The following is a 23,878-nucleotide window of genomic DNA, read 5'->3' as shown; positions in this document are numbered from 1 at the left end:
GCTGACTCCTCGCTTGCGTCATCCTCACCCCATACCTTTTTCATCTCCAGGGCACTTCCGGGAGTTCAGGCCATGGCCGAGTCCAATGCATCCAACGGGGGACAAACCCATCCTCTCGAGGCGATTGATCGGGACGTGGTGGATCGCCTTCTCTCCCGGGAGCAGCCAGCGGATCAGGACATCGTTGATCTGGCGCGTTTGCTGCTCCGCTACGAGGAGTTCCCTGGGGCCGATGGCCTGCGCGATGACCTCACGAGGGCCATGGGGCTTTGGGGGCTGAACAGAGAATCTCTGAACAGCCGGGCCCGTGAGCTCTGGAGCTCCGGTTTCCGGCCCGGCCAAGACCGTGAGGTGGCGGTTGGATCTGGCTTTGATACGGATCAGTCCGAGGCCAACTGATCGACTGATTTCGAGAACCTGACCAGACGTTCTGGCCAGAAGTCGCTTTTTAAGGGATATTGGAAAAGTCCCCATCACCCGGCCCGGCGTGCTCAGCACCCGGGTTTTTTTCTGTCTGCTCATGGCATCTGCATCTGCCCCCTGGCCTCAACTGCTGGAGCAATTGTTGGAAGGGGATGCGCTGCAGGCATCGGATGCGGCGGCATTGATGCAGGCCTGGCTCGCCGAGGAGCTCACTCCCGTGCAGACGGGTGCCTTTCTGGCCGCACTGCGCGCGTGTGGCGCTGATGGCCCCGGTCTGGCGGCCATGGCCGATGTGTTGCGTCGGGCCTGCCCCCTGCCATGTGCGCGTCCTGATCTGCTTTTGGTGGATACCTGCGGTACCGGGGGGGATGGGGCGGATACCTTCAATATCTCCACGGCGGTGGCTTTCACTGCCGCTGCCTGTGGAGCCGTGGTGGCAAAACATGGCAATCGCAGTGCCAGTGGAAAGGTGGGATCTGCTGATGTGCTCGAGGGGCTGGGTGTGCAGCTTCAGGCGCCCCTCCGCCACGTGGTGGGTGCCTTGCCTGATGCAGGCGTGACGTTTCTGTTCGCTCCCGCCTGGCATCCAGCTCTGATCAACCTGGCGCCCTTACGCCGCAGTCTGGGGGTGCGCACCGTGTTCAATCTTCTGGGCCCGTTGGTGAATCCGCTCCTGCCCAATGGTCAGGTGCTTGGCGTGGCTCGTGCAGATCTGCTCGATCCGATGGCGGAGGCCCTGCAGCGTCTCGGCCAGCAGCGGGCTGTGGTGGTGCATGGAGCGGGCGGTCTCGATGAAGCCTCCCTCGCGGGAACCAACACGCTGCGCATTCTGGACAATGGTGTGATTCGCTCTGAAGCGATCGCCCCAGCGGATCTCGGTCTTTGCGAAGCACCTCTATCGGCCATCAAGGGCGGCGATCTTCAGCTCAATCAGACGATTCTTCGCGATCTGCTGCAGGGCCGCGGCAGCGAGGCTCAGGGGCATGTGGTTGCCTTCAATACCGCACTCGTTCTCTGGGTTGCCGGGGTGGAGCCTGACCTGAAACTGGGGGCTCAGCGAGCTCTGAATGCCCTGGCCCAGGGCCAGCCATGGGCTCGGTTGGAGCGACTGCGACAGTCCCTGACCCACGCCGAGGAAGAATGAGAGCACGACTGTTGCTGATGGGGTCCCTCTGTTGATGACTGCTGCTGCTTCCCGGGAGTCGGCTCTACTGGTCTTGGCTGATGGCACGGTGTTTGAGGGGGTGGCCTGCGGCGCCCGCGGCAGTGTCATCGGGGAGGTGGTCTTCAACACGGGAATGACCGGCTACCAGGAGGTCCTCACGGATCCGAGCTATTCCGGGCAGTTGGTGACGTTCACCTACCCGGAGCTTGGCAACACGGGCGTGAATCCTGATGATCAGGAGGCGGAGGTTCCCCATGCCCGGGGACTGATCGCCCGTCAGCTTGCGCCGCTACCCAGCAGTTGGCGTTCCCGCCAGACCCTTCCCGCTTGGTTGGATCAGCACGGTGTGGTGGGCATCGAGGGCATCGACACCAGGGCCTTGGTCCGTCATTTGCGCGAGACCGGCGCCATGAACGGTGTGATCAGCTCCGACGGCCGCACGCCTCAGGATCTGCTGAAAGCCGTGCAGGCGGCCCCTTCCATGGAGGGGCTGAACTTGGCGGACCAGGTCTCCACCTCCGAGCCTTACACCTGGACCACGCCCTGTTCCGCGGGATTCGACCAACGGCTGCAGTCAGCTCCAGACCGCCGTTACCGGGTGGTGGCGATCGACTTCGGAATCAAACGGGCGATCCTCGACCGCCTCGTCGGCCACGGCTGTGATGTGACGGTTCTGCCTGCCTCCACCGATCTGGCCTCGGTGATGGCCCATCACCCTGAAGGGGTGTTTCTCTCCAATGGACCTGGAGACCCGGCCGCTGTCAGCGGTGGAATCGCCCTCGCCCGGCAGCTCCTTGAGCAGCCCAACCTCCCTCTGTTCGGGATCTGTCTCGGACATCAGATTCTTGGTCTCGCGCTGGGTGGTTCCACGTTCAAGCTGGCCTACGGCCATCGGGGGCTCAACCACCCCTGCGGCACCAGTGGCCAGGTTGAGATCACGAGCCAAAACCATGGCTTCGCGCTAGACGCAGCCTCCCTAGACGGCGAGCAGATTGTGGTCACTCACCTCAATCTCAACGACCGAACGGTGGCGGCGATGGCCCATCGTCACCAGCCCGTCTTTGGAGTGCAGTACCACCCAGAAGCCAGTCCTGGCCCCCATGATGCCGATCACCACTTCGCCCGTTTCGTTGCACTCATGGCGGAACGGCGTTGAACCGTGGTGAACTGCGGTGACTCTCCCTACACTTCGGCACATCACTTCGGGGGGTTGGTCCCATCACTGAACTGCAGCGATTGACCGTTTCTCTGCGCGGCGGCTTCGAGCAAAGGGATCAGTGTCTGGTGTTCCACTTCACTGGTCAGCTGGATGCCTACTCCGAGAAGCAGTTCCTCGCCTATGTGGGCGATGTGCTTCAGGCCAACAAGTCCTCAGCGGTGATCGATCTCAGCAAGATCGATTTCATCGATTCCTCTGGGCTCGGCGCGATGGTTCAGCTCGCCAAGCAATGCAACGACGCCAAGCGCAGTTTCCTGGTGGTGGGTAACGCGAGGGTGATGCAGACCGTGAAGCTGGTTCGCCTCGAAGAGTTTCTTCATCTCGTGCCTGATCTGGACAGTGCCATGAGTCAGCTGGCGGCTTGAGGAACTGGATCCGAGACCTGGAGGCCAGCAGCGTCCCGGTCGAGACCCTTGGTCCCCTTCAGCTCGCCTGGCTGGGAGATGCCGTTTGGGAGCTCCACCAGCGGCTGCGGCATTGCGGCAGCCCAGGTCGCTCTGACGATCTGCATCGTGCCGTGGTCTCGGAGGTCAAGGCCGCTGCCCAGGCCGCTGTTCTCGATCGCCTGGAGCGACACCTCACTGAGCAGGAGCTGGATCTGGTGCGTCGCGGACGCAATCGGGCCGGTCGGGGACCCCGGCGGGGGGAGGCATCCGTCTATGGGCGGGCCACGGGATTTGAGACAATGGTGGGCTGGCTCTTTTTGCAGAATCCGGCGCGGCTTGCCGAGCTTTTGGATCGACTCGAGGAGACCGAAAACGACCCGTCATAGCCCCAGTTTCTGCCCATGAGCTTCCGATCTGATCGCCGTTCCTCCGGGGGTGGCCGCTCCGGTGGCGGGCGCCCTTCCTCCGGGGGACGCCCCTCGGGAGGAGCACGCCCCTCCCGCGAAGGCCGTTTCCCGAGAGAAGGCCGTTTCCCGAGAGAAGGCCGTTTCCCGAGAGAAGGCCGTTTCCCCAGGGAAGGCCGTTTTCCCAGGGATGATCGTTTTTCACGAGACGAAGGTTCAGCCTCAGGCGAGGGGGGCTTCCAAGGGCGCCGTCCCTTCCGCGGCGGTCAGGGGGAAGATCGGCCGAGCTCGGGCCGTTTCCCAGGCAGCCGTCCAACGGGTGGCCGTCCAACGGGGGCTCGTCCCTACGGCGATCGTCGCCGGGATGATCGCTTTCGGTCTGACCGCCCTAATCGTTTTGCTGCTGACCGTCAGCCCTTTGGCCGTCGGGATGGGGATCGCAAGAGTGTTGATCGCTTCGATGGCGGTCGGGATGTCAGCGAGCGCTCGCGTCCTGATCAGGATCGCGAGCGCCCGTGGAGGGGGGGCTCCGACAGGTTCGCCGCCAACAGGGGCAGCCGTGATGGGATGAAGCGCTTTTCCTCTCGGCCTGAGCGCAGTCGTCCTGATCAGCGCAGGGCTCCCCAGCGCGCCTGGTTGAAGGATGAGCGGCCCCCTCTTCCCGAGGGGGAGGCCAGCAGTCATGCCCCAGAGGCGCCCGCCGACGATCTGCTCTGGGGACGCCATGCCACCCAAGCGGTGCTGGAGGCTGGGCGTCCGATCCATCGCATTTGGTGCACATCGGAGCTGAGGAGTGCGCCCCGCTTCTTGCAGCTGCTGCGCGAGGCCAAGGCCTCGGGTGTGCTCGTGGAGGAGGTCACCTGGGCCCGCCTTGGCCAACTCACCGGTGGTGCCGTGCATCAGGGCATTGCTCTACAAACCGCGTCAGCGGAAACGTTTGATCTGCCTTCATTGATCGAGGGCTGCGCAACCCTTGGCGAGGCACCCCTACTGCTCGCCCTCGATGGCCTCACCGACCCCCATAACCTCGGCGCGATCGTGCGCTCCGCTGAGGCTCTGGGTGCCCACGGCGTTGTCTTGCCGCAGCGCCGCAGCGCCGGTCTGACCGGATCCGTGGCCAAGGTTGCCGCTGGTGCTCTGGAGCATCTGCCCGTCGCGCGGGTGGTCAACCTCAACCGCTCCCTTGAAACCCTGAAGGATGCCGGCTATCGGGTGATCGGCCTGGCTGAGGAGGGCGGGGTGACGTTGGCGGAGGCCGATCTGGATGGCCCTCTGGTGGTGGTCACCGGTTCGGAAGGGGATGGACTGTCTCTGTTGACCCGCCGTCATTGCGATCAACTGATCCGGATTCCACTTCGCGGGGTGACCCCAAGCCTGAATGCTTCCGTGGCCACAGCGATGTGCCTCTACGAGGTGGCGCGACGGGGGTGGATGAAGGATCTGAGAGGCCAGGCACCCTCCCCACCGATCACCAGGCCTCGCCTGAATCATGAGCAGGCTCAACCCGAACAGCTCGATGAACAGGGAGCTGAAGAGCGACCTGAAGAGCCTGCCTTGGTGGCTGCCGCAACGGAGGCGCCTGGGTTGCAGCTCGATCTCGAACGCCCCACGGGCTGCGACCCGGAGTCGGACAACAGCGATTTCCAGAGCAGCGTCGAGCTCTGATTCGGATCCAATCTGCTGTTTTCGCTCGATTGAGATCCGCCAAACAGCCGGAATCAGGGCACAATGTCGGAGACATGCCTCCCTCGACATGGGCCCCCTGATCCGGCCGCTGCGCAGCTTCGCCAACGGTCTTGGACTGGCCTGGTGGGCAAGGGTTCAGACCCATGGCCCCGATGTGACCTATTGGTTCGGCCCTTTTGTGACGCGTGGAAGCCTCGAGCGGGAACTGCCCTCGTTTCTTGAGGATGTGGCATCTGAGGCGCCGGTCTCGATCGACCACAGCTGCCTGCGCTGCCGCCGTGGCGAGCCCTTCACCATCCCGGCAAGCGACGGCTGATAGCGTCGCAGCTGAATAGCAGCTCAAGCCGATGGCGATCGCCGAGTGGCGTCAGCAACTTGAACGGGGTGAGGTTTCGGCCCGTGAGCTCACGGACCACCATCTGGCCCGCATCGCCGCCGTTGATCCGAGCCTCCACGCTTACCTGGAGGTGACTGCCGATCGCGCCAGGGCCGATGCCGATCGCATTGATGCCGCTAGGCAGGCCGGTGAGACCCTCCCACCGCTCGCTGGTGTGCCGCTGGCCATCAAGGACAACCTCTGCACGCGCGGAGTCCGCACGACCTGCGCCAGCAGGATGCTGGAACAATTCGTTCCGCCCTACGAATCCACCGTCACCGATCGCCTTTGGAAGGCTGGTGCCGTGCTGCTCGGGAAGACCAATCTCGATGAATTCGCCATGGGCGGATCGACGGAAACTTCAGCCTTCGGTCCCACAGGCAATCCCTGGAACCTCGATCATGTTCCAGGCGGTAGCTCGGGTGGCAGCGCCGCTGCTCTCGCCGCCGGGGAATGCATGGCGGCCCTCGGTTCGGATACCGGCGGGTCGATTCGTCAGCCCGCTTCCTTTTGTGGTGTGGTCGGTCTGAAGCCCACCTATGGCCGCATCAGTCGTTATGGCTTGGTGGCTTTCGCCAGCTCTTTAGACCAGGTGGGTCCCTTCACCAGCACGGTTGCTGATGCCGCTGCTCTGCTCCAGGTCATGGCTGGTGAGGATCCCCGTGACTCCACCTGCCTGAAGGTGCCTGTGCCCGATTACAGCGCCACCCTGTCCGATCCGATCGATGGATTGCGGGTGGGCCTGGTGCGGGAGTGTTTTGAACAGGAGGGTCTCGACCCCCAGGTGAAGGCTGCAGTGCTCGCTGCCGCTGACCAACTTCAGAACCTCGGGGCTGAATTGGTTGATGTGAGCTGCCCGCGATTCAACGACGGCATCGCCACGTATTACGTCATCGCCCCATCGGAGGCTTCCGCCAATCTCGCCCGTTATGACGGCGTCAAATACGGCTTCCGGGCAGAGGCTGCTGACAGCCTGATCAGCATGACGGCACGCTCAAGGGCCGAAGGGTTCGGGCCTGAAGTGCAGCGCAGGATTCTCATCGGCACCTACGCGCTCTCCGCTGGTTACGTCGATGCCTATTACCGCAAGGCTCAGCAGGTGCGCACCTTGATCCGTCAGGACTTTGACGCTGCTTACCGCTCCGTGGATGTGCTCCTCACCCCCACGGCGCCGACCACCTCATTCCGGAAGGGAGCCCATGCGGATGATCCTCTGGCGATGTATCTCGCCGATCTGCTCACGATTCCGGCCAACCTGGCGGGTCTGCCGGCCATCAGCGTTCCCTGCGGTTTCGACACAGCCGGCCTGCCGATCGGTGTTCAGTTGATCGGCAACGTGCTTCAGGAGCAGCGCCTGCTCCAGGTGGCCCATCAGTACGAGCAGTCGGCGGCTGTCATGCAGCGACGCCCCGAGGGTGTGCTGATCCCATCCTGATCAGCACCAAGGCCGATCGTTGACCCCACAGGTGGTGGTTGCTGAGGTGAGTCCACCCTCTATCTTGCGCAGCCGCCTAGGCTGGGTGCATGGCATTCGTCCCTCTCCATAACCACAGCGATTACAGCCTTCTCGATGGCGCCTCCCAGCTTCCCCAGATGGTGGAGCGGGTCAAGGAGCTGGGGATGCCTGCGCTCGCACTCACTGATCACGGTGTGATGTATGGGGCGATCGAGCTCCTGAAGTTATGCAAGGCCGCTGGGATCAAGCCGATCATCGGCAACGAGATGTATGTGATCAACGGCTCGATTGAAGATCCGCAGCAGAAGAAGGAGCGTCGTTATCACCTGGTGGTGCTTGCCAAGAACGCCACTGGTTATCGCAATCTGGTCAAGCTCACCAGCATCAGCCATCTACGGGGGATGCGGGGCAAAGGAATCTTTTCGCGTGCCTGCATCGATAAGCAGTTGCTGAAGGAGCACAGCGAAGGCCTGATCGTGGCCACGGCCTGTCTCGGCGGGGAGATTCCCCAGGCGATTCTGCGGGGGCGTCCTGAGGTGGCGCGGGATGTAGCTCGCTGGTACCAAGAGGTCTTCGGCGAAGACTTTTACCTCGAGATTCAAGACCATGGATCGCTCGAGGATCGGATCGTCAATGTGGAGATTGTGCGGATCGCTCGCGAATTGGGCATCGGCCTGATTGCCACCAACGATGCTCACTACCTCACCCGCAACGATGTGGAGGCCCATGACGCGCTTCTCTGTGTGCTCACAGGCAAGCTGATCAGCGACGAGAAGCGACTGCGATACACCGGCACCGAGTACATCCGTAGCGAGGAGGAGATGGGGCGCCTGTTCGCTGACCACCTCGAGCCCGATGTCGTGCAGGAGGCGATTGCCACCACAGCACGGGTGGCCGAAAAGGTCGAGGACTATGACATCCTCGGCCGTTATCAGATGCCCCGCTTCCCGATACCGGATGGGCATACCCCCGTGAGTTATCTCCAGCAGGTGTCTGAGCAGGGGCTCCGGCATCGTCTTGGTCTCGATGATTCCGCTGCCATTGATCCTCTCTATGGCAAGAGGCTCACCTATGAGCTTGGGATCATGGAGCAGATGGGGTTCCCCACCTACTTCTTGGTGGTCTGGGATTACATCCGCTTTGCTCGAGAACAGGGCATTCCTGTTGGCCCGGGCCGTGGTTCTGCGGCAGGGTCCCTCGTGGCCTATGCCCTAGGGATCACCAATATCGACCCGGTGAGTAATGGCTTGCTGTTTGAGCGATTCCTCAATCCGGAACGTAAGTCGATGCCTGATATCGATACGGATTTCTGCATCGAGCGTCGTAGTGAGGTGATTGATTACGTCACCCAGCGCTATGGCGACGACAAGGTGGCTCAGATCATTACGTTCAACCGGATGACATCAAAGGCCGTCCTGAAGGATGTGGCGCGCGTGTTGGATATTCCCTATGGCGATGCTGATCGGCTGGCGAAATTAATCCCTGTGGTGCGGGGTAAGCCAGCCAAGCTAGCCGCAATGATTGGCGACGAATCTCCCAATCCTGAATTCCGTCAGAAATATGAAAGTGACCCAGTCGTGAAGCGCTGGGTTGATATGGCCATGCGGATCGAGGGTACGAACAAAACCTTCGGGGTGCACGCTGCAGGTGTAGTGATTGCCGCTGATCCCCTTGATGAGCTTGTGCCGTTGCAGCGCAACAACGATGGCCAGGTGATCACCCAATATTTCATGGAGGATGTGGAGTCGATGGGGCTCCTGAAGATGGATTTCCTTGGCCTCAAGAATCTCACCATGATTGATAAGACCCTCGAGCTGGTGGAGTCCAGCCTGGGGCAACGAATTGATCCCGATCAATTACCGCCGCAGGATGATGCAACTTTTGCTTTGTTGGCACGGGGAGATCTGGAAGGTATTTTTCAGCTTGAATCCACTGGCATGCGCCAGATCGTCCGTGATCTCAAGCCATCATCGTTAGAAGATATTTCATCCATTCTCGCGCTTTATCGTCCGGGGCCTTTGGACGCAGGTCTGATTCCAAAATTCATCAACCGTAAGCACGGTCGCGAAGCGATCGACTTTGCCCATCAGTCTCTGGAGCCGATTCTTCAAGAAACCTACGGGATCATGGTGTATCAGGAGCAGATCATGCGAATTGCGCAGGATCTGGCCGGCTATTCCCTGGGGGAAGCTGATCTGCTTCGACGGGCGATGGGCAAGAAAAAAGTGTCGGAAATGCAAAAGCATCGTGGCATTTTCGTGAAGGGTGCCTGTGAGCGTGGGGTTGACGAAAAAGTCGCCGATGAGCTCTTTGACCAGATGGTTCTCTTCGCCGAATATTGCTTCAACAAAAGTCATTCCACCGCCTATGGCGCGGTGACATATCAGACCGCTTATCTCAAGGCGCACTATCCGGTCGCTTACATGGCGGCGCTGCTCACCGTTAATGCTGGTGCCAGCGACAAGGTGCAGCGCTACATCTCCAATTGCAATGCCATGGGCATTGAGGTGATGCCGCCGGATGTGAATGCCTCTGGCACAGACTTCACCCCTACAGGTGAGCGCATCCTGTTTGGCCTTTCCGCTGTGCGTAATTTGGGCGATGGCGCCATCCGCCAGCTCATCGCCAGCCGTGAGGCTGATGGACCGTTCCAGTCGCTTGCCGATCTCTGTGATCGCCTGCCCTCGTCAGTGCTGAATCGCCGCAGCTTGGAATCGTTGATTCACTGCGGAGCGATGGATGCCCTTGAGCCGCAGGCGAATCGTGCCCAGCTGATGGCCGACCTTGATCTGCTGCTTGATTGGGCCTCATCCCGAGCCAAGGATCGGGAACGCGGTCAGGGGAATCTGTTTGATCTCATGGCGGCCTCCTCTGATGATGACGGCCAGGGCGGAGCTGATCTCAGCCTGGCTCCCAAGGCGTCACCGGTGCCTGACTACCACCCCTCCGTGAAGCTTCGGCTTGAGAAGGAACTCGTGGGCTTCTATCTCTCTGATCATCCCCTGAAGCAGCTGACTCCTCCAGCACGGCTGCTCGCCCCAATCGGTTTGGGCAGCCTTCAGGAGCAGGCCGATAAGGCCAAAGTCAGTGCAATCGCGATGATCAGCGAGCTCCGTCAGGTGACGACGCGCAAGGGAGATCGGATGGCGGTTCTCCAGCTGGAGGATCTCACCGGTAGCTGTGAGGCGGTGGTCTTCCCTAAGAGCTATGCGCGTCTCTCCGATCATCTGCTTGCCGAGGCACGGCTGCTCGTTTGGGCCTCTGTCGACCGTCGCGACGAGCGCGTGCAGCTGATTGTTGACGACTGCAGGGCGATTGATGATCTGCGGTTGTTGCTGGTGGAGCTCAACCCCGAGCAGGCCAGTGATGTGGCGATTCAGCACAAACTGCGCGAATGCCTGCAGGTGCATCGCCCCCAGCAGGACGAACTGGGGGTGAGGGTGCCTGTGGTGGCAGCAGTGCGTCAGGGGGCTGATGTGCGCTATGTGCGCCTGGGGTCCCAGTTCTGCGTTCGGGATGCTCAGCTGGCCGCTACTGCTCTGGAACAGCAATCGTTTGCGGCCCGATGCAGTGAACCGCTGCTGCGCTGAGTTCCCGGCCTAGCGCTGACTCATCCCTGCTTCTGGGCCTTGATCGACGCTCGCATCCGTTGGAGGTTCGGCCGAAGATTTTCAAAGCCCAACAGAGTGCCAGGGGTGGGTTCCCAGCTGGCGGAGAGCACGCCGTAGCTGAGTCCGCCAAGACCCAGCAAGAAAAAAGCCCCAGAGCTCACCAAGGTGAGTCCGGGGGGAATGTCCATGATTCCGCGACTGACCAGCAGGTAGCTGACCACAAAGACAGCCATTCCCATCACAGAGGGAATACCCGTGGCGATCACGACCCGCCGTGCCATCCGGTTGGCGACATGCTTCGGAATGGCTTCTGTTGCCTTAGGCCGACCTCCCGATGGTCCTCCCTTGCGAGGCTCGAAGGGCAGAGGATTTCGGGGGTCGGCCATGACGTCAAGAGCTTGGGCGGACCGCAGCTCTTCAGCCGCGGATCCCCAGTTTGGCGATCAGGCTGCTGTAGCGCTCCTCGCTCTTGCCACGCACGTAGCTGAGCAGGCGCTTCCGGCGGCCGATCATCTTGAGCAGGCCCTGGCGAGAGGAGAAGTCGTGGATGTTCTGCTGGAGGTGGCTGCTGAGCTTGGAGATGCGCTCGCTCAGCATCGCCACCTGGACCTCAGCCGATCCGGTGTCGGTGGCGTGAGTCTGATGGGTGTTGATCAGTTGCTGCTTTTCGGTGGTATCGAGCGACATGCGCGGCGTCTGGCCCTGACAGTGCAAACAACCAATTTACCTCCTCATGGGCCCCTGCAAGGTCAGTCGCGCCTCAGCCGGCTTCAAGGCTGAGACGCCGCAGGCTTTCCCTCAGCCAGGCATCCCCATCCGAGGCCTCTGGTTTTGACTCTTCCGCTGCCACCGCCCTGAGGGCCCGGCGGATCTCCAGGTCTTCGTAGCCCAGCGCCATCAGGGTGACCTCAAGCTCCTGCAGGGCTTCCGCCTGGATTGGTAGGGCCTTCACGTCACTACGGTCCACCAGGGAGAGGGGCGCTTCACTGCGCTGACTCCAGCTCGCCAGCCGCTCGCGCAGTTCCACCGCCAACCGTTCAGCCGTCCGTTTGCCTACCCCTTGGGCCTGGCTGAGACGCCGTAGGTCTCCCTCAAGAATCGCGTTGACCAGTTCCTCCGGATTGCAGCACTCCAGCAGCGAAAGTCCCATCTGAGGTCCCACTCCGTTGACGGCGATCAGAATCCGGAAGAGGTCCCGTTCGTGCCGCTCGGGAAAGCCGAACAGGCTGCAACCGTCGTCTTTTTGCACCTGGTGAATCCAGAGGGTGCAGTGGCTGCCATCGCTCAGTCGGTGCAGATGCCGTTCTGCCAGCTGCACTTCGTAGCCGACCCCTGAGCAGTTGATCAGAAGCCCCTTGCGGCTGCCCTGTTCCCAGCTGTCGATGCGCTCCCCTTGCAGCCAGCCGATCATGGGGACGTTCCTCTCTGCGCCCATGCTGCCCGACCCGACGCCGTTCCCCCAGGGGGTCTTCGCTTTCAGGCGGTGGTTTGCGTTGGTGTTCAGCGCCGTTCTGGCCCTGACGCTCTCAGCCTGCACTGCCAGTTCACAGCCACCCCGTGCCGTGCTTCTTCGCGCGCTTGGGCTTCAGATCACCCTGACGCAGTCGGCGATTGCGCGCTCACTCGATTTAGACGCAGCCGGGGATCCGGAGGTGAGTCGGGTGCGCGTCGAGGATCAGGACTCGATCCGCCTTGGTGACCACCGCGGCCTTCATCTCACCGGACGCTTTGACTGGCAGCTCCCGGGCGATCGGGTCAGGGTCGACAGCCCGTTTGAGCTGTTTCTGGAGCGGGGGGAACGCGGTGAGAGCTGGCGACTGGCTCAACCCGTGGGCTCCAGTGATGGAAGCTCCCAGGAGTGGGTCACTTATCCGCTGCCGATCGACCCCACCTGATCAGGGGGAGGTTGGCGGGCGCTCAAGCTGATCAGGGTCGCCCCAAGGACGCAGGTTGCACCGAGTACCACCGTGCTGGTGACCGGCTCTGCGAAGAACAGCACCCCCCAGATCGTGGCAAAGACCACCTGGACGTAGTTGATGGAGGTGGCGCGTGCCGCCGGCAGTGCGGCCAGGCCCTCCGTCAGCCAGACCTGGCCCAGTTGGGTGAAGAGACCAACGCCGACCAGCCAGAGCCACTGGGTCGCGGAGGGCCACACTGCCGAATGCCACAGAAAGGGAAGGGTGGCGGGCACGGAGACAAGCGGAAAGTAGAAGACGATCACAAGGGGGTGTTCGCTCCTGGAGAGCTGACGCACGCTCACGTAAGCCAGCGCCGTGAGCAAAGCCCCACCGAGGCCGATCAGCACGGCCACCATCGACAGGTTTTGCACTGCCGTCAGGTCAGCTCCAGCGTTGGCGATCCATTGGGGCTGTACCACCAGGGTCACCCCTAGCCAGCCCAGCAGCACGGCGATGCTGATTCGCTTACGCAAGGGTTCTCCCAACATCAGCCAGGCGGACAGAGCTGTGAGCGTGGGATAGGTGTATTGGATCAGGGTCGCCGCCGCCAGGGGTAGGCGAGCGAGGGCTTCGAAGAAGAACAGCAGAGCCGTGGTGCCGAGCGCACCACGCAGCAGGAGGAGTCCCCGCCGTTGGCCCCAGGGCGAGACCTGCGCCTGGCGCAGCATGCTCAGCGTGATGGCGATGCTGATGAAGGAGCGCACGAGCACGATTTCCGCGACGGGCAGTTGGCCCCCGAGATGCTTGACGCAAACGGTCATCAGGCTGAAAGCCAGCGAGCAGGCGATCAGGAGTCCGCAGGCTCTCCATTGCGTCGCTGACTGACGCGCTCGGATCGCGTTGAGCAGGGCTCCCATGGATTGCCGGCGATCACCGCTCAACCATGCCACCCGGTGTCAGGTCCCGCAGAATGGACCGATGGCGATGCCCCGGCTCCACCCCCGCACGATTGAAGCCGTCAAGGAGCGTGCCGACATCGTTGATGTGGTTGGTGAGCACGTTGTGCTCAAGAAGAAGGGGCGTGAGTTCGTCGGCATTTGCCCGTTTCACGACGACAGCAAGCCGTCGATGACGGTGTCGCCCGCCAAGCAGTTCTATTACTGCTTTTCCTGCGGGGCCGGAGGGAACTCCATCAAGTTTTTGATGGAGTTGCAGCGTCAGAGTTTCGGCGATGTGGTCCTGGATCTCGCTCGGAAATATCAGTTGCCGGTCGAAACGGTCGAGGGGCCCCAACAGGAGCGTCTGAGGCAGCAGCTCTCGCGCCGTGATCGTCTTCACCGCGCCTTAGCCCTGGCGGCGGGATGGTTCCGAAGTCAGCTCAAGCAGCCTGTCGGCGCTGAGGCGCTGGCCTATCTGCGTGAGTCCAGAGGGTTGAGTGAGGCCACCCTCGAGAGTTTTGAACTTGGCTATGCCCCCGATCACTGGGATGGTCTGCTGAGCCATCTGCAGCAGGTGGAGGGGATGCCTCCCGAATTGCTGGAAGCGGCCGGTCTCGTCGTGCCCCGTAAGGGCGGCAACGGCTTCTATGACCGTTTCCGCCACCGGGTGATGGTGCCGATCCGCGACCGGCAGGGTCGCGTGATCGGGTTCGGTGGCCGCAGCCTGGATGGTTCGGAACCGAAATACCTCAACTCCCCTGAAACGGAGGTGTTTGAGAAGGGCAAGCATCTTTTTGGCCTGGATCGGGCTGCCAATCCGATCCGTAAGGACGACCGCGCCGTTGTGGTGGAGGGCTATTTCGATGTGATCGCACTCCATGCGGCCGGAATTACCAATGCAGTCGCCTCCCTGGGGACGGCCCTCAGCAGTCAGCAGATCACCCAACTCTGTCGCTGCAGTGACGGCAAACGCATCGTGCTCAATTTCGATGCAGACGGTGCCGGGGTGCGGGCCGCCAACCGGGCCATCGGTGAGGTGGAGCAGCTGGCCTTGCAGGGGCAGCTCGAGCTGAGGGTGCTGCATCTGCCCTCGGGCAAGGATCCTGATGAGTACCTCAAGGAGCACGGCGCCGGCGACTATCGCGCCCTGCTCGATCAGGCTCCTCTCTGGCTTGATTGGCAGATCGAGCAAGTGCTCGAGGGACGTGATCTGGCAAAAGCCGATCAGTTTCAGCAAGCTGTTGCCGCCCTGGTGCAACTCCTGGGCAAGTTGCCCCAGTCAGCCATCCGTACCCATTACCTGCAGCAGGTCGCTGAACGGCTCAGCGGCGGCCAGGGGCGTGTGGCGCTTCAGCTCGAGGACGATCTACGCCAGCAGGTCAAGGGGCAGCGCTGGCATGGGCGCTCAGCCCGGTTCGAGCAACCGGGGGAATCCAGTCAGCGTGAGCGCTGTGAAGCGGAGCTCCTGCGCCTTTACCTGCATTGCCCATCGCATCGCGGTGTGATCCGCAGGGAGTTGCGGCAGAGGGAATTGGAGGACTTTGGACTTCAACATCACCGCTTGCTCTGGTCTGCCATCAGTGAGCTGGAGGAAACCAACCTGGATGCTGGCCAGCTGGAGGCCATCAGCAGGGGGGAGGATCCCGGGCATGCACTTGCGGATCTGGATCTGCCCCGGTTGCTCACCGATCAGCTCATTCTTGAGAACAGCGCGCTGGTGTCGCGTCTGACCCCCCTGTTGGAGCCGGGTGAGTTGCAGATGCTGGCGTTGGCGAATCCGATCCAGCAGCTGCGCGGCACCGCCGCCATGCTCGAGCGGCAGAAGAGCATCAAACGTTGCCGCCATCTCTTGGAAGCCTGGGGTGGTCAACGGCTGGAGACTCTTGAGCGCTGCATCGCCTCTCTGATCAGTCAGGTGCAGCCCGAGTCCGACGTTGCCATCGACATGGAGGCGCGCATCCAGACCATGTTTGAGGAGCTGAACGCGGATGCATTGCGCTTCCAGGATCTGTATTACAGCGAACGCAAACACCTGGCCCATCTCGACCAGCAGCGTTGCGCCGGCTACACCGTGAGCGCGATCCCGCAGACTGATGCGTTGCCACCAGCGGCCTGATGGGGCTTTTTGAGCGGTTTCTTTCCCTTTGGATTGCTTTGGCGATCGTGGCTGGGGTCGCCATCGGCGCCCTGGTGCCCTCCCTGCCCGATACCTTGTCGAGCCTCGAGTTGGCCGGAATCAACCTGCCGATCGCTCTGCTGATCTGGGGAATGATTTATCCGATGATGCTGGCGGTGGATTTCTCCGCGATCGGAGGTCTCAGCCGTCAGCCGCGCGGTTTGCTCATCACCGTGGTGGTGAACTGGCTGATCAAGCCACTCACGATGACGGCCCTCGCCTGGGTGTTCATCCGCGGACTCTTCTCCAGTTGGATTCCCGTGGAGCTGGGGGATCAATACGTGGCCGGCATGATCCTGCTTGGCGTGGCCCCCTGCACGGCCATGGTCTTCGTCTGGAGCCGTCTCAGCGACGGCGATCCCAATTACACCCTGGTGCAGGTGGCGGTCAACGATCTGATCATGGTGTTCGCCTTTGCACCGATCGCTGCCCTTCTGCTGGGGGTCAGTGAGGTCTTGGTGCCCTGGGACACGCTGTTCGCTGCTGTCGGGCTGTTTGTCGTGGTGCCCTTGGCGGCCGGCTGCCTCACTCGGCTGTTGCTCCGCTCCCCTGGCCGGATTGAGCGTCTCGAACAGCGCCTCAAGCCACTCTCCATTGTTTGCTTGATCGGTACGGTGCTGCTGCTGTTCATGGTGCAGGCCCGCTCGATCCTTGCTGAGCCGCTGGCGATCCTGTTGATTGCTGTTCCTCTGATCCTGCAGACCTATCTGATCTTCTGGATCAGCGCCCAGTGGATGCGCCTCTGGGGCCAGCCCCGTGCCATTGCCGCGCCGGGGGCGATGATCGGCGCCTCCAATTTCTTTGAATTGGCCGTCGCTGTGGCGATCAGCCTGTTCGGGTTGCAATCGGGCGCTGCCCTGGCCACGGTGGTGGGCGTGTTGGTGGAGGTTCCCGTGATGCTGTCGCTGGTGGCCATCGCCAATCGCAACCGCCGTCTCTTTCCCGCCTGAGATGTCTGAATTCTTCGAGACCATCTGGCATGGCGATGGCATCGGTGACGGTGCCGATCTAGACGAGGCCCTGCAGGCCTATGTGGCCGTCAAGCCCGACGACAATGATTGGATTGCTGCCTGTGCGGCCGAGGGTGCGGATCCCAGGATCGAGCGTTTTGCCTCCTTCGAGGCCTATCTCGACAACGCCGAAGCCCTGGAGACGATCCCTGTGACCCCACAGATGATCGTGGTTGCGCTGGAGCAGCTGCCTCTCTGATGCCCTCCCCATCGATTGATTTCTCCGACACCCAACCGGTGAATCACCTCTGGCCTGCCATGGTCGAGCGGCTCGGCACCGACAAGGCCCAACGGGCGGTGCGTCAGGCGCTGGACCTCCAGGGGATGTCAGGCCATGGAGGTACCCTGCCGGTGCTGTTTTGTGAAACCTGCGGCTTGGCTTTGGCCAGCACTGATTTGCTCCGGGAGCAGACCGGTCTTAACGCCCATGGGGAGCGGATGGTGTTGCTATGCAGCCGCCGTGAGAAGGCTGTGCAGTTGCTTCAACAGGTCTGATCCTTCGTTGATCAGGGCTCAGGAGGGCTTCAGAACCGTCACGTTCAGCGGTTGATTCAGAGGCATCACTTTGACTGTTTAGGCCCGCACGACCGGCACATCACTGAGCCGAGTGGTGGCGGCTCGTCCCAGTCGCTCCCGGCGCATGGCCCAACTGGGATCCAGTCCGCAGGCAGCCCATTGCACGGTGCCACGGCCGTAGCGCTGGTTCAGTCGGTCGATTGTGTTCATCAAGTTGTCGCGCCGTTGCTGCTCGGCTTCGCTGCAGGGCACCAGCAGGTGATGCTGCAGCTGCTCGCTGCTCTGCAGGTGCTGCATCAGTACCCCGGCTTTGGCGAGCTGGCGGTGCGGCTGGAAGATTCGCTCCACCAGAGGCAAAGCGGCGTTGAGCAGTGTTTGGGTGTCGTTGCTGGGTAGGTCTAGGCGAGTGCTGGCGGCCTGGCTGTAGAAGCCAGGGACGAAGGGACTGGTGCGTGTGAACACCGTGAGGGCGGCTGCCCGTTGCTGTTGCTTGCGTAGTTTCTCGGCGGCGCGCACCACGTAGGTGGCCACTGCTTCGCACAGTTCCTCCAGGCTGGTGATGGGTCGGCTGAAGCTGCGGCTTACGCAGGTCTCCTGCTTGGCGGAGGGGGCCAGATCAAGGGGTAGGCAGCTGTAGCCCTGCAGTTCCCGTTGCAGCCGCACACCCACCACGCCGGCTTTGGCCCGCAGTTCACCGCTGGGCATATCGCGCAGCTGGCGGGCATTGCTCACGCCCCGCAGCCGGCACCAGTGGGCCAGCTTGCGGCCGATTCCCCACACGTCTTCGATGGCGATTGTTTCCAGCCATCGGTCGACATCACAGCAGCGCACTAGATCAAACAGGCCGGCATGGGCCGGTTCCACCTTGGCCAAGCGGTTGGCGAGTTTGGCCTGCCCTTTGCTGGAGCCAAGTCCAATGGCGATTGGTAAGCCCAGGTTGCGTCGGGCCAGGGCGCGCAGGCGTCTCCCCCAGGGCAGGAGATCGCCGTCGGCCGGTCGGCTGAGCCGGGCGAAGGCCTCGTCGATTGAATAGATCTCCAGCTCCTCCACCTCCCCTTCCAGCAGGCTCATCAGCCGCTGGCTCATATCGGCGTAGAGGGCGTAGTTGGAGCTGCGCACCACCACGTCATGGCGTTCCAGGTCGCGCTTGGCTTGGAAATAGGGGGTGCCCATGGCAATGCCTAGGGCTCGGGCTTCGGCGCTGCGGGCCACGATGCAGCCGTCGTTGTTGGAGAGCACCACCACCGGTCTGCCGATCAGGGCTGGATCAAGGCTCTGCTCGCAAGAGGCATAGAAATTGTTGGCATCAATGAGGGCCGTGACAGCAGGCATGGGACTTGCCCCTGAGGGTTCAGAGCGGGTGAATGACATGGATCGCCACTCCCCAGATCTGCACATCGCCGCAGCGATGCAGGTCGAGGGGCGGATAGTCGGGATTAGCGGCCTCCAGGCGCAGCTGGCCGCGATGGCGTGCCAGTCGCTTGAGGGTGAAACCGCCATCAAGCACCGCCACCACCACCCGACCCGGCCTGGGATCGAGGCTGCGGTCCACCACAAGCAGATCGCCGTCATGAATGCCGGCGCCGGTCATGGAGTCGCCGCTCACTCTTAGAAAGAAGGTGCTGGTGGGATGGCGGATCAGTTGTTCATTCAGGTCGATCCCCACCTCCACGTAATCGTCCGCGGGAGAGGGAAAGCCGGCGGCCACCCGTTCGCTAGCCAGGGGCAGGTGGAGCGGATGGCGCTGGAGGCGCAGGGGCTGTGCTGCTTGAAGAGAGGAGCGATCGACCGGCAATGGAGACCATCCGACTCCATGGAATAGTACAGATGTTCTGGCTTTGTGGCTCTTGGGATCGGTGAGGATGCGCCCATTGCTCTGTTCCCGATGGCTGAGGCTCCTTATCTCGTCGCTCTAGCTCTGATCGAGCAGGAGGGGCGGCGGGCCTTGCCCCTCGCCGGTCGTTCGCTCACGGCCGAGGCCGCCGCTGCTGAGCAGCCCGTGGAGGTGGCCCATGCCCTGGCGCTGGAGCTGTTGCTGCGTGTGTGGCAACGGAGTGACGAGGGGCCGATTCGCCGTGTCTGTGGTCTGGACAGTCTGCTGCTGGTGGAGTTGCCGATGGAGCGGTTGCCGGAAGACTTGCCGGCTCTCAAGGCCGCCTGGCTGAACACGGGGGATACCCCAGCGTTCCAGGCCGGCCTTCGGGCGATGGCCGGCCGCGGCTGGACTCTGAGCGTCGCCAAGTTCCAGCCGCTGACCCTTACGGCTTGGTGACGAGGGCGAGGGCGCGAAATGGTTCCTCTTCTCTGATGGACTCAGGGTGGGCTTGCACCCAGTCGTTCACCAAGGTGCTTTTGCCCAGAGAGTGGGCGCCTGAGATGGCCATGCGCCTGGATGCCTGGATCAGGGGTCAAGCCCGGTGATAGGGGCTCCCCTGCAGGATCGCCTGGGCTCGGTAAAGCTGCTCGAGCAGCAGGAGCCGGGCCAATTCATGGGGGAAGGTCATGGGTGAGAGGCTCAGTTGCCAGCGGGCGGCAGCTTTGAGCTCATCGGTCAGCCCATCGGCGCCGCCAATCACAAAGGCCAGGCGTTCGTTGCCGAACTGGTCGAGTCGCGTGGCGAAGGGCACCGAGGCGAGGGTGTCACCCTGCTCCATCAGCATCACCGGGAGTTCATCGGATCGCAGGGCGGCACGGATCGCCTCCGCCTCCTTCTCTCTGCTGCTGTCCTTGAGTTCCACCACGGTGAGCCCAGGGAGTCGCTTGAGGTAGAGCTCCACCCCTTCCTGCACCCAGCCCTTGCGCACCTTGCCGACGGCGATGATCCGGCAGCGGGAGGGATTCAATCCTCTTCCTCGTCTTCCAGTAGCAACTGCCCGAAGGCCACATAGAGGCTTTCCTCTTCGCTGCCCGGCGTGACGGGGGGGCGCTGGGCGCGGGTGGTTTTGCCTTTGTTCGGCCGTTGACTGGTCGTCGGCGGTAAGGGGGAGCTGGTGGTTGCCGGGGGAGGGCGACGTTCGAGCTTGGTGCGCTCTTCCGCTTCCTTCAGGCGCTGCATCAGGTGCTCGGGCACCGTGCCATCGGGGCTCACGTGCATCAGTTCGCGAAACAGCTGCTCCGGGTTCTGCTCCGTTTCCACCTTGTGGCGTCGCTCACTGGCCTTCGGCGATGGTGCTGGTTTCGCCTCGGGCGCGGGCAGGGCCTGGGGAAGGCTCCGGCCCAACTCCTTCAGGCGTTCCAGGCTGCGGGGATCGAAGCTCATCAGCAGCCGAGGGTGTCGCGGGTGTTGCGGCCGGTCACCGGATTGGTGCCTTCAGCGGCTGCGCAGAGGGTTTTGAGCACATCGCCACGCAGGGGCACGTTCGTGAAGTCAGCGCCACTGATCGTCACGTTGATGAAGCGAGTGTTGAAGGCGAAGGCGTCCTCCAAGACCGCATTGCTGAGGTTGGTGCCATCCAGCACGGCGGAATCGAGGGTGGCGTCGCGAAGATTGGTGTTGCTGAGATCGGCATCCTGCAGCTTGGCGCCGAACAAGCTGGCTCCCTGTAGATCACTGCCTGATAAATCGGCTTCGCGCAGGTTGGTGAGGTTGAAGGTGACGCCCTGCATCTCCCGTCCTGAGAAGTCTGCGCCGATCAGCACCTGCTTGGCGTAGTCCATGGCCGCCAGGGCTGGTGCCGGCTGCAGCACGAGGGAGAGGGGCAGCAGCAGGCCGATCAGAAGCACAAGCAGGCGTGAACGCATGGACCGCTGCGATTCCGGAGATATCGCCATTCTGAAGGGCTGGATCGGTTGGCGAGTGCGCAGTGGCGTTGAGGTGGCGTTGAGGTGGCGTTGAGGTGGCGCTGAAGTGCTCTTGAATAGCGCGAATTCGTAACGTTATTAACGCGAAAACGTGTCATGCAGCCTCGGCAATGGTTGGGGGGAATGCTTTGTCTCGGCAGTGCTGATCCAGGGGTGTCGGTCATGGGCTCAAGAGCGGTGCAGCCTCCGGATCAGGGCCAGTGGGCCGAACGCAGGGCGCTGCGCCTACTACGCCAGCAGGGCTGGCGCTGTTTGGCGCAGCGCTGGCGTTGCCGCTGGGGTGAGATCGATCTTGTGATGGCCAAGGGAGCGCCACCGCAGGGGCGGTTACTGGCGGTGGAGGTCAAGGGTCGGAGCTCAGCCGGTTTGGATGGATGGGGCCTGCATGCTTTCGGTTATCGCAAGCGCAGTTGCTTGGGCAGGGCGCTGGCCTGCTGGCAGGTCGAAAATCCCCTTTGGTCCAGCACGGGTCTAGAGGTGGTGCTGGCCTTGGTGCCCTTGCCCCCCAGTATCAAACCGGTGCGATGGATCCGGGTGGCTGCGTTCCTGCACAGTGAAGGATGGTCCCAGGAATCATGAGCTTCTCCGGCCACACCACCCGCAAGCGCTTCGGACAGCACTGGCTCACCGATGAGCGCGTGTTGGATCAGATTCTCAGCGCTGCTGATCTCCAGCCCGAGGATCGTGTGCTGGAGGTTGGGCCCGGTCGGGGCGCCCTCACCGAGCGACTGCTGGCATCGCCAGCGGCCCGAGTTCATGCCATTGAGCTCGACCGTGATCTTGTGGCGGGCCTGCAGGAACGCTTCGCAGGTGATTCCCGTTTCTCTCTGAGGCAGGGAGATGTGCTGGAAGGGCCACTCACCCTTCCCGACGATGCACCAGCCACCAAGGTGGTGGCCAACATCCCTTACAACATCACTGGCCCTTTGCTGGAGCGCCTGATCGGACGCCTCGATCGGCCTGTTGATCCTCCCTATCAATCGTTGGTGCTGCTCGTGCAGAAGGAGGTGGCCGAACGGGTTCGCGCCCGCCCCGGTGCCAGCAGCTTCAGCGCCCTGAGCGTGCGGATGCAGCTGCTGGCCAGCTGCCAGTCCGTTTGTGCGGTGCCTCCCCGCTGTTTTCAGCCGCCGCCGAAGGTGCAGTCGGAGGTGATCCGCCTCGATCCTCTGCCGATCAACCAGCGCCTGGAGCCGGAGCTGGCCCGCACGGTTGAGCGCTTATTGCGTATGGCGTTTCTCGCTCGACGCAAGATGCTGCGCAACACTCTGGCTGGCCTCTGTGCACCTGAACAGCTTCAGGATCTGACTGCATCAGCGGGAATTCAGCTGCAGCAGCGCCCTCAGGAGATCGCACCCGAGGCCTGGGTCCGCTTCGCTAGGGGTTTGAATCAGGCCGTCATCGCCTCAACGACGTCATGACGGCCACGGTTCGCGTCAGCGCCCCAGCCAAAATCAATCTGCACCTGGAGGTGCTTGGCCTCCGAGCCGATGGCTTTCATGAGCTGGCGATGGTGATGCAGAGCATCGATCTGGCCGATGAGCTCTCCTGCATCAACACCGCAGACGGCAGCTTGCATCTCACCTGTGATTGCGACGATCTGAGCTGCGGGCGCGACAATCTGATCGTGAGGGCTGCGGAATTGCTCCGCCAGCGCTCTGGCTTTGGTGAACTGGGCGCCAGGCTTCATCTCAGCAAGCGAATCCCGATCGGGGCAGGTCTGGCCGGCGGCTCCAGTGACGGTGCAGCCGCCCTGGTGGCGCTCAACACCCTTTGGGGCTTGGGCCACAGCCAGGCCGAGCTCGAGTGCATGGCGGCAGACCTGGGTTCCGATATGCCCTTCTGCATTGCCGGAGGCAGCCAGCTTTGCTTCGGCCGCGGTGAAACCCTGGAGCCTCTGGTGGCTGGTTGCCATCGTTTTGGGGTCGTGCTCGTCAAGGATCCCCTGGTCAGCGTCTCGACCCCTTGGGCTTACGGCGAATGTCGACGCCTGCGCGGGGCCACCTACCTCGACGACGAGTCGGCCTTTGAGGATCGCCGTCAGGCTTTGCGTCAGGCGCCCTGGCTGCAGCCCCATGACGACCTGCGGACTCCTCCATTGCGCAACGACCTGCAGGAGGTCGTCGCCCCCCAGACCCCTGCGGTGCCAATCGCTCTGCAGCTGCTCGCGGACCTCCCTGGACAGCTGCGGGTGGCCATGAGTGGTTCCGGCCCGAGCTGTTTCGCTCTGTTCCCCGATCGCAGCGCTGCGGATCTTGCCCTTGAACAGCATCGGGACCAGTTCCATGACGCAGGGCTGGAAGCCTGGAGTTGTTCCTTTCTGGGCCATGGGGCCAAGCTGGCGGCATGAACAGCAAGAACAGCGGTCAACCGAATGAGGAGAGGCGCAAGGGTCCCCTCAGCTTCGTCTCGGGTTCCCTCACAAGCCTGTTGCTCGCCTGGTTGAGCCTCGGCCTCAGCAAGCGCATGGTGCTCTATTTCGCAGCCCATCCTCCGAACTACAGCTCACCGATTGCCCAAAGCATTGCCACGGCGCTCAAAACCCTGTTGATCGGCATGTGTTTCCTGGCCACCTTCAGCTTTGCCTTCATCGGCTTGGGCTTGTTTCTGGTGTTTCTTCGCAGTCTCTTCACAGGCCAGGAGCCCGATGCTGCCTAGCGTCTGACCGTGCCCTCATCGCTTCTAGGGCGACGTTCTTCCATGACGCCCCACGATCTCGGTCAGCTGGTTTTGCTTCTGTCTCCGGGCCTGCTCCTCTCGGTGCTGCTGCTCACAACCTTCGCCGCCGGAGGGTGAAGGCGCCCGGACTGAGATAG

General features: G+C 62.5%; 29 protein-coding genes. 19 read left to right on the top strand and 10 right to left on the bottom strand.

The features are described 5' to 3' along the window. Window positions 1–72: 72 nt before the first annotated feature. The 9 genes from H0O21_RS11250 (at window position 73) to H0O21_RS11210 (ending at window position 10,705) form a co-directional block, all read left to right on the top strand. On the top strand, window positions 73–399 hold the full coding sequence (locus H0O21_RS11250) for a DUF3288 family protein (protein ID WP_131593352.1): 327 nt from the start codon (window positions 73–75) through the stop codon (window positions 397–399). A gap of 121 nt (window positions 400–520) precedes the next feature. Beyond that, a complete protein-coding gene (trpD, locus tag H0O21_RS11245; protein ID WP_185189714.1) occupies window positions 521–1,567 on the top strand; it encodes an anthranilate phosphoribosyltransferase in 1,047 nt (348 codons plus the stop codon). 34 nt (window positions 1,568–1,601) lie between these two features. Continuing rightward, on the top strand, window positions 1,602–2,744 hold the full coding sequence (carA, locus tag H0O21_RS11240; protein WP_185189713.1) for a glutamine-hydrolyzing carbamoyl-phosphate synthase small subunit: 1,143 nt from the start codon (window positions 1,602–1,604) through the stop codon (window positions 2,742–2,744). Window positions 2,745–2,824: 80 nt separating this feature from the next. Further along, window positions 2,825–3,172: an STAS domain-containing protein gene (locus H0O21_RS11235; RefSeq protein ID WP_185189712.1), complete on the top strand. Its 348-nt coding sequence runs from the start codon at window positions 2,825–2,827 to the stop codon at window positions 3,170–3,172. Further along, window positions 3,169–3,579 carry a ribonuclease III domain-containing protein gene (locus tag H0O21_RS11230; RefSeq protein ID WP_185189711.1) on the top strand — a complete coding sequence of 137 codons (411 nt, stop codon included), beginning with the start codon at window positions 3,169–3,171 and terminating at the stop codon, window positions 3,577–3,579. The genes H0O21_RS11235 and H0O21_RS11230 overlap by 4 nt, the downstream gene beginning before the upstream one ends. Window positions 3,580–3,594: 15 nt before the next feature. After that, the gene (gene rlmB, locus H0O21_RS11225; RefSeq protein ID WP_255441013.1) at window positions 3,595–5,262 is read left to right on the top strand and encodes a 23S rRNA (guanosine(2251)-2'-O)-methyltransferase RlmB; all 1,668 of its coding nucleotides are present in this window, start codon (window positions 3,595–3,597) and stop codon (window positions 5,260–5,262) included. A gap of 88 nt (window positions 5,263–5,350) precedes the next feature. Beyond that, window positions 5,351–5,599: a DUF1816 domain-containing protein gene (locus H0O21_RS11220; protein WP_131455461.1), complete on the top strand. Its 249-nt coding sequence runs from the start codon at window positions 5,351–5,353 to the stop codon at window positions 5,597–5,599. A gap of 31 nt (window positions 5,600–5,630) precedes the next feature. Next, window positions 5,631–7,094: an Asp-tRNA(Asn)/Glu-tRNA(Gln) amidotransferase subunit GatA gene (gene gatA / locus H0O21_RS11215; protein WP_185189710.1), complete on the top strand. Its 1,464-nt coding sequence runs from the start codon at window positions 5,631–5,633 to the stop codon at window positions 7,092–7,094. An 89-nt stretch (window positions 7,095–7,183) separates the two neighbouring features. Continuing rightward, entirely contained in the window at window positions 7,184–10,705 is a 3,522-nt protein-coding gene (locus H0O21_RS11210) for a DNA polymerase III subunit alpha (RefSeq protein WP_185189709.1), read from the top strand. Window positions 10,706–10,725: 20 nt separating this feature from the next. On the opposite strand, the gene H0O21_RS11205 is transcribed toward H0O21_RS11210, so the two are convergent. From H0O21_RS11205 to ruvA, 3 genes are all read right to left on the bottom strand, one after another. Next, window positions 10,726–11,112, bottom strand: coding sequence for a PAM68 family protein (locus tag H0O21_RS11205; protein ID WP_185189708.1), 387 nt, complete (start codon window positions 11,110–11,112; stop codon window positions 10,726–10,728). A gap of 31 nt (window positions 11,113–11,143) precedes the next feature. Further along, a complete protein-coding gene (gene rpsO / locus H0O21_RS11200) occupies window positions 11,144–11,413 on the bottom strand; it encodes a 30S ribosomal protein S15 (RefSeq protein ID WP_131455457.1) in 270 nt (89 codons plus the stop codon). Between the two features lie 73 nt (window positions 11,414–11,486). After that, a complete protein-coding gene (ruvA, locus tag H0O21_RS11195; protein ID WP_131455456.1) occupies window positions 11,487–12,137 on the bottom strand; it encodes a Holliday junction branch migration protein RuvA in 651 nt (216 codons plus the stop codon). 22 nt (window positions 12,138–12,159) lie between these two features. Between ruvA and H0O21_RS11190 the strand changes: the two genes are divergently transcribed. Next, window positions 12,160–12,621, top strand: a complete 462-nt coding sequence (locus H0O21_RS11190; protein ID WP_131455598.1) for a hypothetical protein — start codon at window positions 12,160–12,162, stop codon at window positions 12,619–12,621. Here the strand turns inward: H0O21_RS11190 and H0O21_RS11185 are convergent. After that, complete coding sequence (locus tag H0O21_RS11185; protein ID WP_185189707.1) at window positions 12,594–13,541, bottom strand: DMT family transporter; 948 nt, start codon at window positions 13,539–13,541, stop codon at window positions 12,594–12,596. The two genes, H0O21_RS11190 and H0O21_RS11185, sit on opposite strands and share 28 nt — an antisense overlap. 61 nt (window positions 13,542–13,602) lie before the next feature. On the opposite strand from H0O21_RS11185, the gene dnaG reads away from it, so the two are divergent. Genes dnaG through H0O21_RS11165 form a run of 4 tightly spaced genes read left to right on the top strand, consistent with a single transcriptional unit; the run spans window position 13,603 to window position 17,243 of the window. Continuing rightward, on the top strand, window positions 13,603–15,678 hold the full coding sequence (gene dnaG / locus H0O21_RS11180; RefSeq protein ID WP_185189706.1) for a DNA primase: 2,076 nt from the start codon (window positions 13,603–13,605) through the stop codon (window positions 15,676–15,678). Continuing rightward, window positions 15,678–16,688 (top strand): ACR3 family arsenite efflux transporter, encoded by a 1,011-nt coding sequence (gene arsB / locus H0O21_RS11175; RefSeq protein ID WP_185189705.1) that lies wholly within the window; start codon window positions 15,678–15,680, stop codon window positions 16,686–16,688. Before dnaG ends, arsB begins: the two co-directional genes overlap by 1 nt. Window position 16,689: 1 nt before the next feature. Further along, window positions 16,690–16,947 carry a hypothetical protein gene (locus H0O21_RS11170; RefSeq protein ID WP_131455452.1) on the top strand — a complete coding sequence of 86 codons (258 nt, stop codon included), beginning with the start codon at window positions 16,690–16,692 and terminating at the stop codon, window positions 16,945–16,947. Next, the gene (locus H0O21_RS11165; RefSeq protein ID WP_131455451.1) at window positions 16,947–17,243 is read left to right on the top strand and encodes a hypothetical protein; all 297 of its coding nucleotides are present in this window, start codon (window positions 16,947–16,949) and stop codon (window positions 17,241–17,243) included. The genes H0O21_RS11170 and H0O21_RS11165 overlap by 1 nt, the downstream gene beginning before the upstream one ends. A 78-nt stretch (window positions 17,244–17,321) precedes the next feature. Here H0O21_RS11165 and H0O21_RS11160 read toward each other — a convergent pair whose 3' ends face one another. Together H0O21_RS11160 and H0O21_RS11155 are read right to left on the bottom strand one after the other, a co-directional pair. Next, window positions 17,322–18,596: a Y-family DNA polymerase gene (locus tag H0O21_RS11160; RefSeq protein ID WP_185189704.1), complete on the bottom strand. Its 1,275-nt coding sequence runs from the start codon at window positions 18,594–18,596 to the stop codon at window positions 17,322–17,324. A 19-nt stretch (window positions 18,597–18,615) separates the two neighbouring features. Continuing rightward, window positions 18,616–19,059: a LexA family transcriptional regulator gene (locus H0O21_RS11155; protein WP_131455448.1), complete on the bottom strand. Its 444-nt coding sequence runs from the start codon at window positions 19,057–19,059 to the stop codon at window positions 18,616–18,618. 90 nt (window positions 19,060–19,149) lie between these two features. On the opposite strand from H0O21_RS11155, the gene H0O21_RS11150 reads away from it, so the two are divergent. After that, window positions 19,150–19,536, top strand: coding sequence for a hypothetical protein (locus H0O21_RS11150; protein ID WP_185191012.1), 387 nt, complete (start codon window positions 19,150–19,152; stop codon window positions 19,534–19,536). On the opposite strand, the gene H0O21_RS13480 is transcribed toward H0O21_RS11150, so the two are convergent. Genes H0O21_RS13480 through H0O21_RS11135 form a run of 4 tightly spaced genes read right to left on the bottom strand, consistent with a single transcriptional unit; the run spans window position 19,523 to window position 21,005 of the window. Further along, entirely contained in the window at window positions 19,523–19,648 is a 126-nt protein-coding gene (locus tag H0O21_RS13480; RefSeq protein ID WP_255441012.1) for a hypothetical protein, read from the bottom strand. The two genes, H0O21_RS11150 and H0O21_RS13480, sit on opposite strands and share 14 nt — an antisense overlap. 24 nt (window positions 19,649–19,672) lie before the next feature. Then, complete coding sequence (locus H0O21_RS11145) at window positions 19,673–20,107, bottom strand: 23S rRNA (pseudouridine(1915)-N(3))-methyltransferase RlmH (RefSeq protein WP_131455445.1); 435 nt, start codon at window positions 20,105–20,107, stop codon at window positions 19,673–19,675. After that, window positions 20,104–20,523, bottom strand: a complete 420-nt coding sequence (locus H0O21_RS11140; RefSeq protein ID WP_131455444.1) for a hypothetical protein — start codon at window positions 20,521–20,523, stop codon at window positions 20,104–20,106. The genes H0O21_RS11145 and H0O21_RS11140 overlap by 4 nt, the downstream gene beginning before the upstream one ends. Then, window positions 20,523–21,005 carry a pentapeptide repeat-containing protein gene (locus H0O21_RS11135; RefSeq protein ID WP_131455443.1) on the bottom strand — a complete coding sequence of 161 codons (483 nt, stop codon included), beginning with the start codon at window positions 21,003–21,005 and terminating at the stop codon, window positions 20,523–20,525. The genes H0O21_RS11140 and H0O21_RS11135 overlap by 1 nt, the downstream gene beginning before the upstream one ends. 156 nt (window positions 21,006–21,161) lie before the next feature. On the opposite strand from H0O21_RS11135, the gene H0O21_RS11130 reads away from it, so the two are divergent. From H0O21_RS11130 to H0O21_RS11115, 4 genes are read left to right on the top strand one after another with little or no spacing between them, the layout of a single operon-like run. Beyond that, window positions 21,162–21,644, top strand: a complete 483-nt coding sequence (locus H0O21_RS11130) for a YraN family protein (protein WP_370523048.1) — start codon at window positions 21,162–21,164, stop codon at window positions 21,642–21,644. Further along, window positions 21,641–22,483, top strand: a complete 843-nt coding sequence (rsmA, locus tag H0O21_RS11125; RefSeq protein ID WP_131455441.1) for a 16S rRNA (adenine(1518)-N(6)/adenine(1519)-N(6))-dimethyltransferase RsmA — start codon at window positions 21,641–21,643, stop codon at window positions 22,481–22,483. The genes H0O21_RS11130 and rsmA overlap by 4 nt, the downstream gene beginning before the upstream one ends. After that, the gene (ispE, locus tag H0O21_RS11120; RefSeq protein WP_185189703.1) at window positions 22,480–23,412 is read left to right on the top strand and encodes a 4-(cytidine 5'-diphospho)-2-C-methyl-D-erythritol kinase; all 933 of its coding nucleotides are present in this window, start codon (window positions 22,480–22,482) and stop codon (window positions 23,410–23,412) included. The genes rsmA and ispE overlap by 4 nt, the downstream gene beginning before the upstream one ends. Continuing rightward, window positions 23,409–23,720 carry a DUF3082 domain-containing protein gene (locus H0O21_RS11115; protein WP_131455439.1) on the top strand — a complete coding sequence of 104 codons (312 nt, stop codon included), beginning with the start codon at window positions 23,409–23,411 and terminating at the stop codon, window positions 23,718–23,720. The genes ispE and H0O21_RS11115 overlap by 4 nt, the downstream gene beginning before the upstream one ends. The last annotated feature ends 158 nt before the right edge of the window (window positions 23,721–23,878 follow it).

The sequence above is a fragment of the Synechococcus sp. HK01-R genome (assembly GCF_014217855.1).
Taxonomy (GTDB): Bacteria; Cyanobacteriota; Cyanobacteriia; order PCC-6307; family Cyanobiaceae; genus Synechococcus_C.
The sequence above is the reverse complement of the archived record's forward strand: the minus strand, read 5'-3'. Positions and strand labels throughout refer to the sequence as shown.

Coding starts and splice junctions, on each gene's coding strand:
- H0O21_RS11250 (WP_131593352.1), top strand. CDS start 73: ATGGCCGAGTCCAATGCATCCAACGGGGGACAAACCCATCCTCTCGAG.
- trpD (WP_185189714.1), top strand. CDS start 521: ATGGCATCTGCATCTGCCCCCTGGCCTCAACTGCTGGAGCAATTGTTG.
- carA (WP_185189713.1), top strand. CDS start 1,602: ATGACTGCTGCTGCTTCCCGGGAGTCGGCTCTACTGGTCTTGGCTGAT.
- rlmB (WP_255441013.1), top strand. CDS start 3,595: ATGAGCTTCCGATCTGATCGCCGTTCCTCCGGGGGTGGCCGCTCCGGT.
- H0O21_RS11220 (WP_131455461.1), top strand. CDS start 5,351: ATGGGCCCCCTGATCCGGCCGCTGCGCAGCTTCGCCAACGGTCTTGGA.
- gatA (WP_185189710.1), top strand. CDS start 5,631: ATGGCGATCGCCGAGTGGCGTCAGCAACTTGAACGGGGTGAGGTTTCG.
- H0O21_RS11210 (WP_185189709.1), top strand. CDS start 7,184: ATGGCATTCGTCCCTCTCCATAACCACAGCGATTACAGCCTTCTCGAT.
- H0O21_RS11205 (WP_185189708.1), bottom strand. CDS start 11,112: ATGGCCGACCCCCGAAATCCTCTGCCCTTCGAGCCTCGCAAGGGAGGA.
- rpsO (WP_131455457.1), bottom strand. CDS start 11,413: ATGTCGCTCGATACCACCGAAAAGCAGCAACTGATCAACACCCATCAG.
- ruvA (WP_131455456.1), bottom strand. CDS start 12,137: ATGATCGGCTGGCTGCAAGGGGAGCGCATCGACAGCTGGGAACAGGGC.
- H0O21_RS11190 (WP_131455598.1), top strand. CDS start 12,160: ATGCTGCCCGACCCGACGCCGTTCCCCCAGGGGGTCTTCGCTTTCAGG.
- H0O21_RS11185 (WP_185189707.1), bottom strand. CDS start 13,541: ATGGGAGCCCTGCTCAACGCGATCCGAGCGCGTCAGTCAGCGACGCAA.
- dnaG (WP_185189706.1), top strand. CDS start 13,603: ATGGCGATGCCCCGGCTCCACCCCCGCACGATTGAAGCCGTCAAGGAG.
- arsB (WP_185189705.1), top strand. CDS start 15,678: ATGGGGCTTTTTGAGCGGTTTCTTTCCCTTTGGATTGCTTTGGCGATC.
- H0O21_RS11170 (WP_131455452.1), top strand. CDS start 16,690: ATGTCTGAATTCTTCGAGACCATCTGGCATGGCGATGGCATCGGTGAC.
- H0O21_RS11165 (WP_131455451.1), top strand. CDS start 16,947: ATGCCCTCCCCATCGATTGATTTCTCCGACACCCAACCGGTGAATCAC.
- H0O21_RS11160 (WP_185189704.1), bottom strand. CDS start 18,596: ATGCCTGCTGTCACGGCCCTCATTGATGCCAACAATTTCTATGCCTCT.
- H0O21_RS11150 (WP_185191012.1), top strand. CDS start 19,150: ATGGCTGAGGCTCCTTATCTCGTCGCTCTAGCTCTGATCGAGCAGGAG.
- H0O21_RS13480 (WP_255441012.1), bottom strand. CDS start 19,648: ATGGCCATCTCAGGCGCCCACTCTCTGGGCAAAAGCACCTTGGTGAAC.
- H0O21_RS11140 (WP_131455444.1), bottom strand. CDS start 20,523: ATGAGCTTCGATCCCCGCAGCCTGGAACGCCTGAAGGAGTTGGGCCGG.
- H0O21_RS11135 (WP_131455443.1), bottom strand. CDS start 21,005: ATGCGTTCACGCCTGCTTGTGCTTCTGATCGGCCTGCTGCTGCCCCTC.
- H0O21_RS11130 (WP_370523048.1), top strand. CDS start 21,162: ATGCAGCCTCGGCAATGGTTGGGGGGAATGCTTTGTCTCGGCAGTGCT.
- rsmA (WP_131455441.1), top strand. CDS start 21,641: ATGAGCTTCTCCGGCCACACCACCCGCAAGCGCTTCGGACAGCACTGG.
- ispE (WP_185189703.1), top strand. CDS start 22,480: ATGACGGCCACGGTTCGCGTCAGCGCCCCAGCCAAAATCAATCTGCAC.
- H0O21_RS11115 (WP_131455439.1), top strand. CDS start 23,409: ATGAACAGCAAGAACAGCGGTCAACCGAATGAGGAGAGGCGCAAGGGT.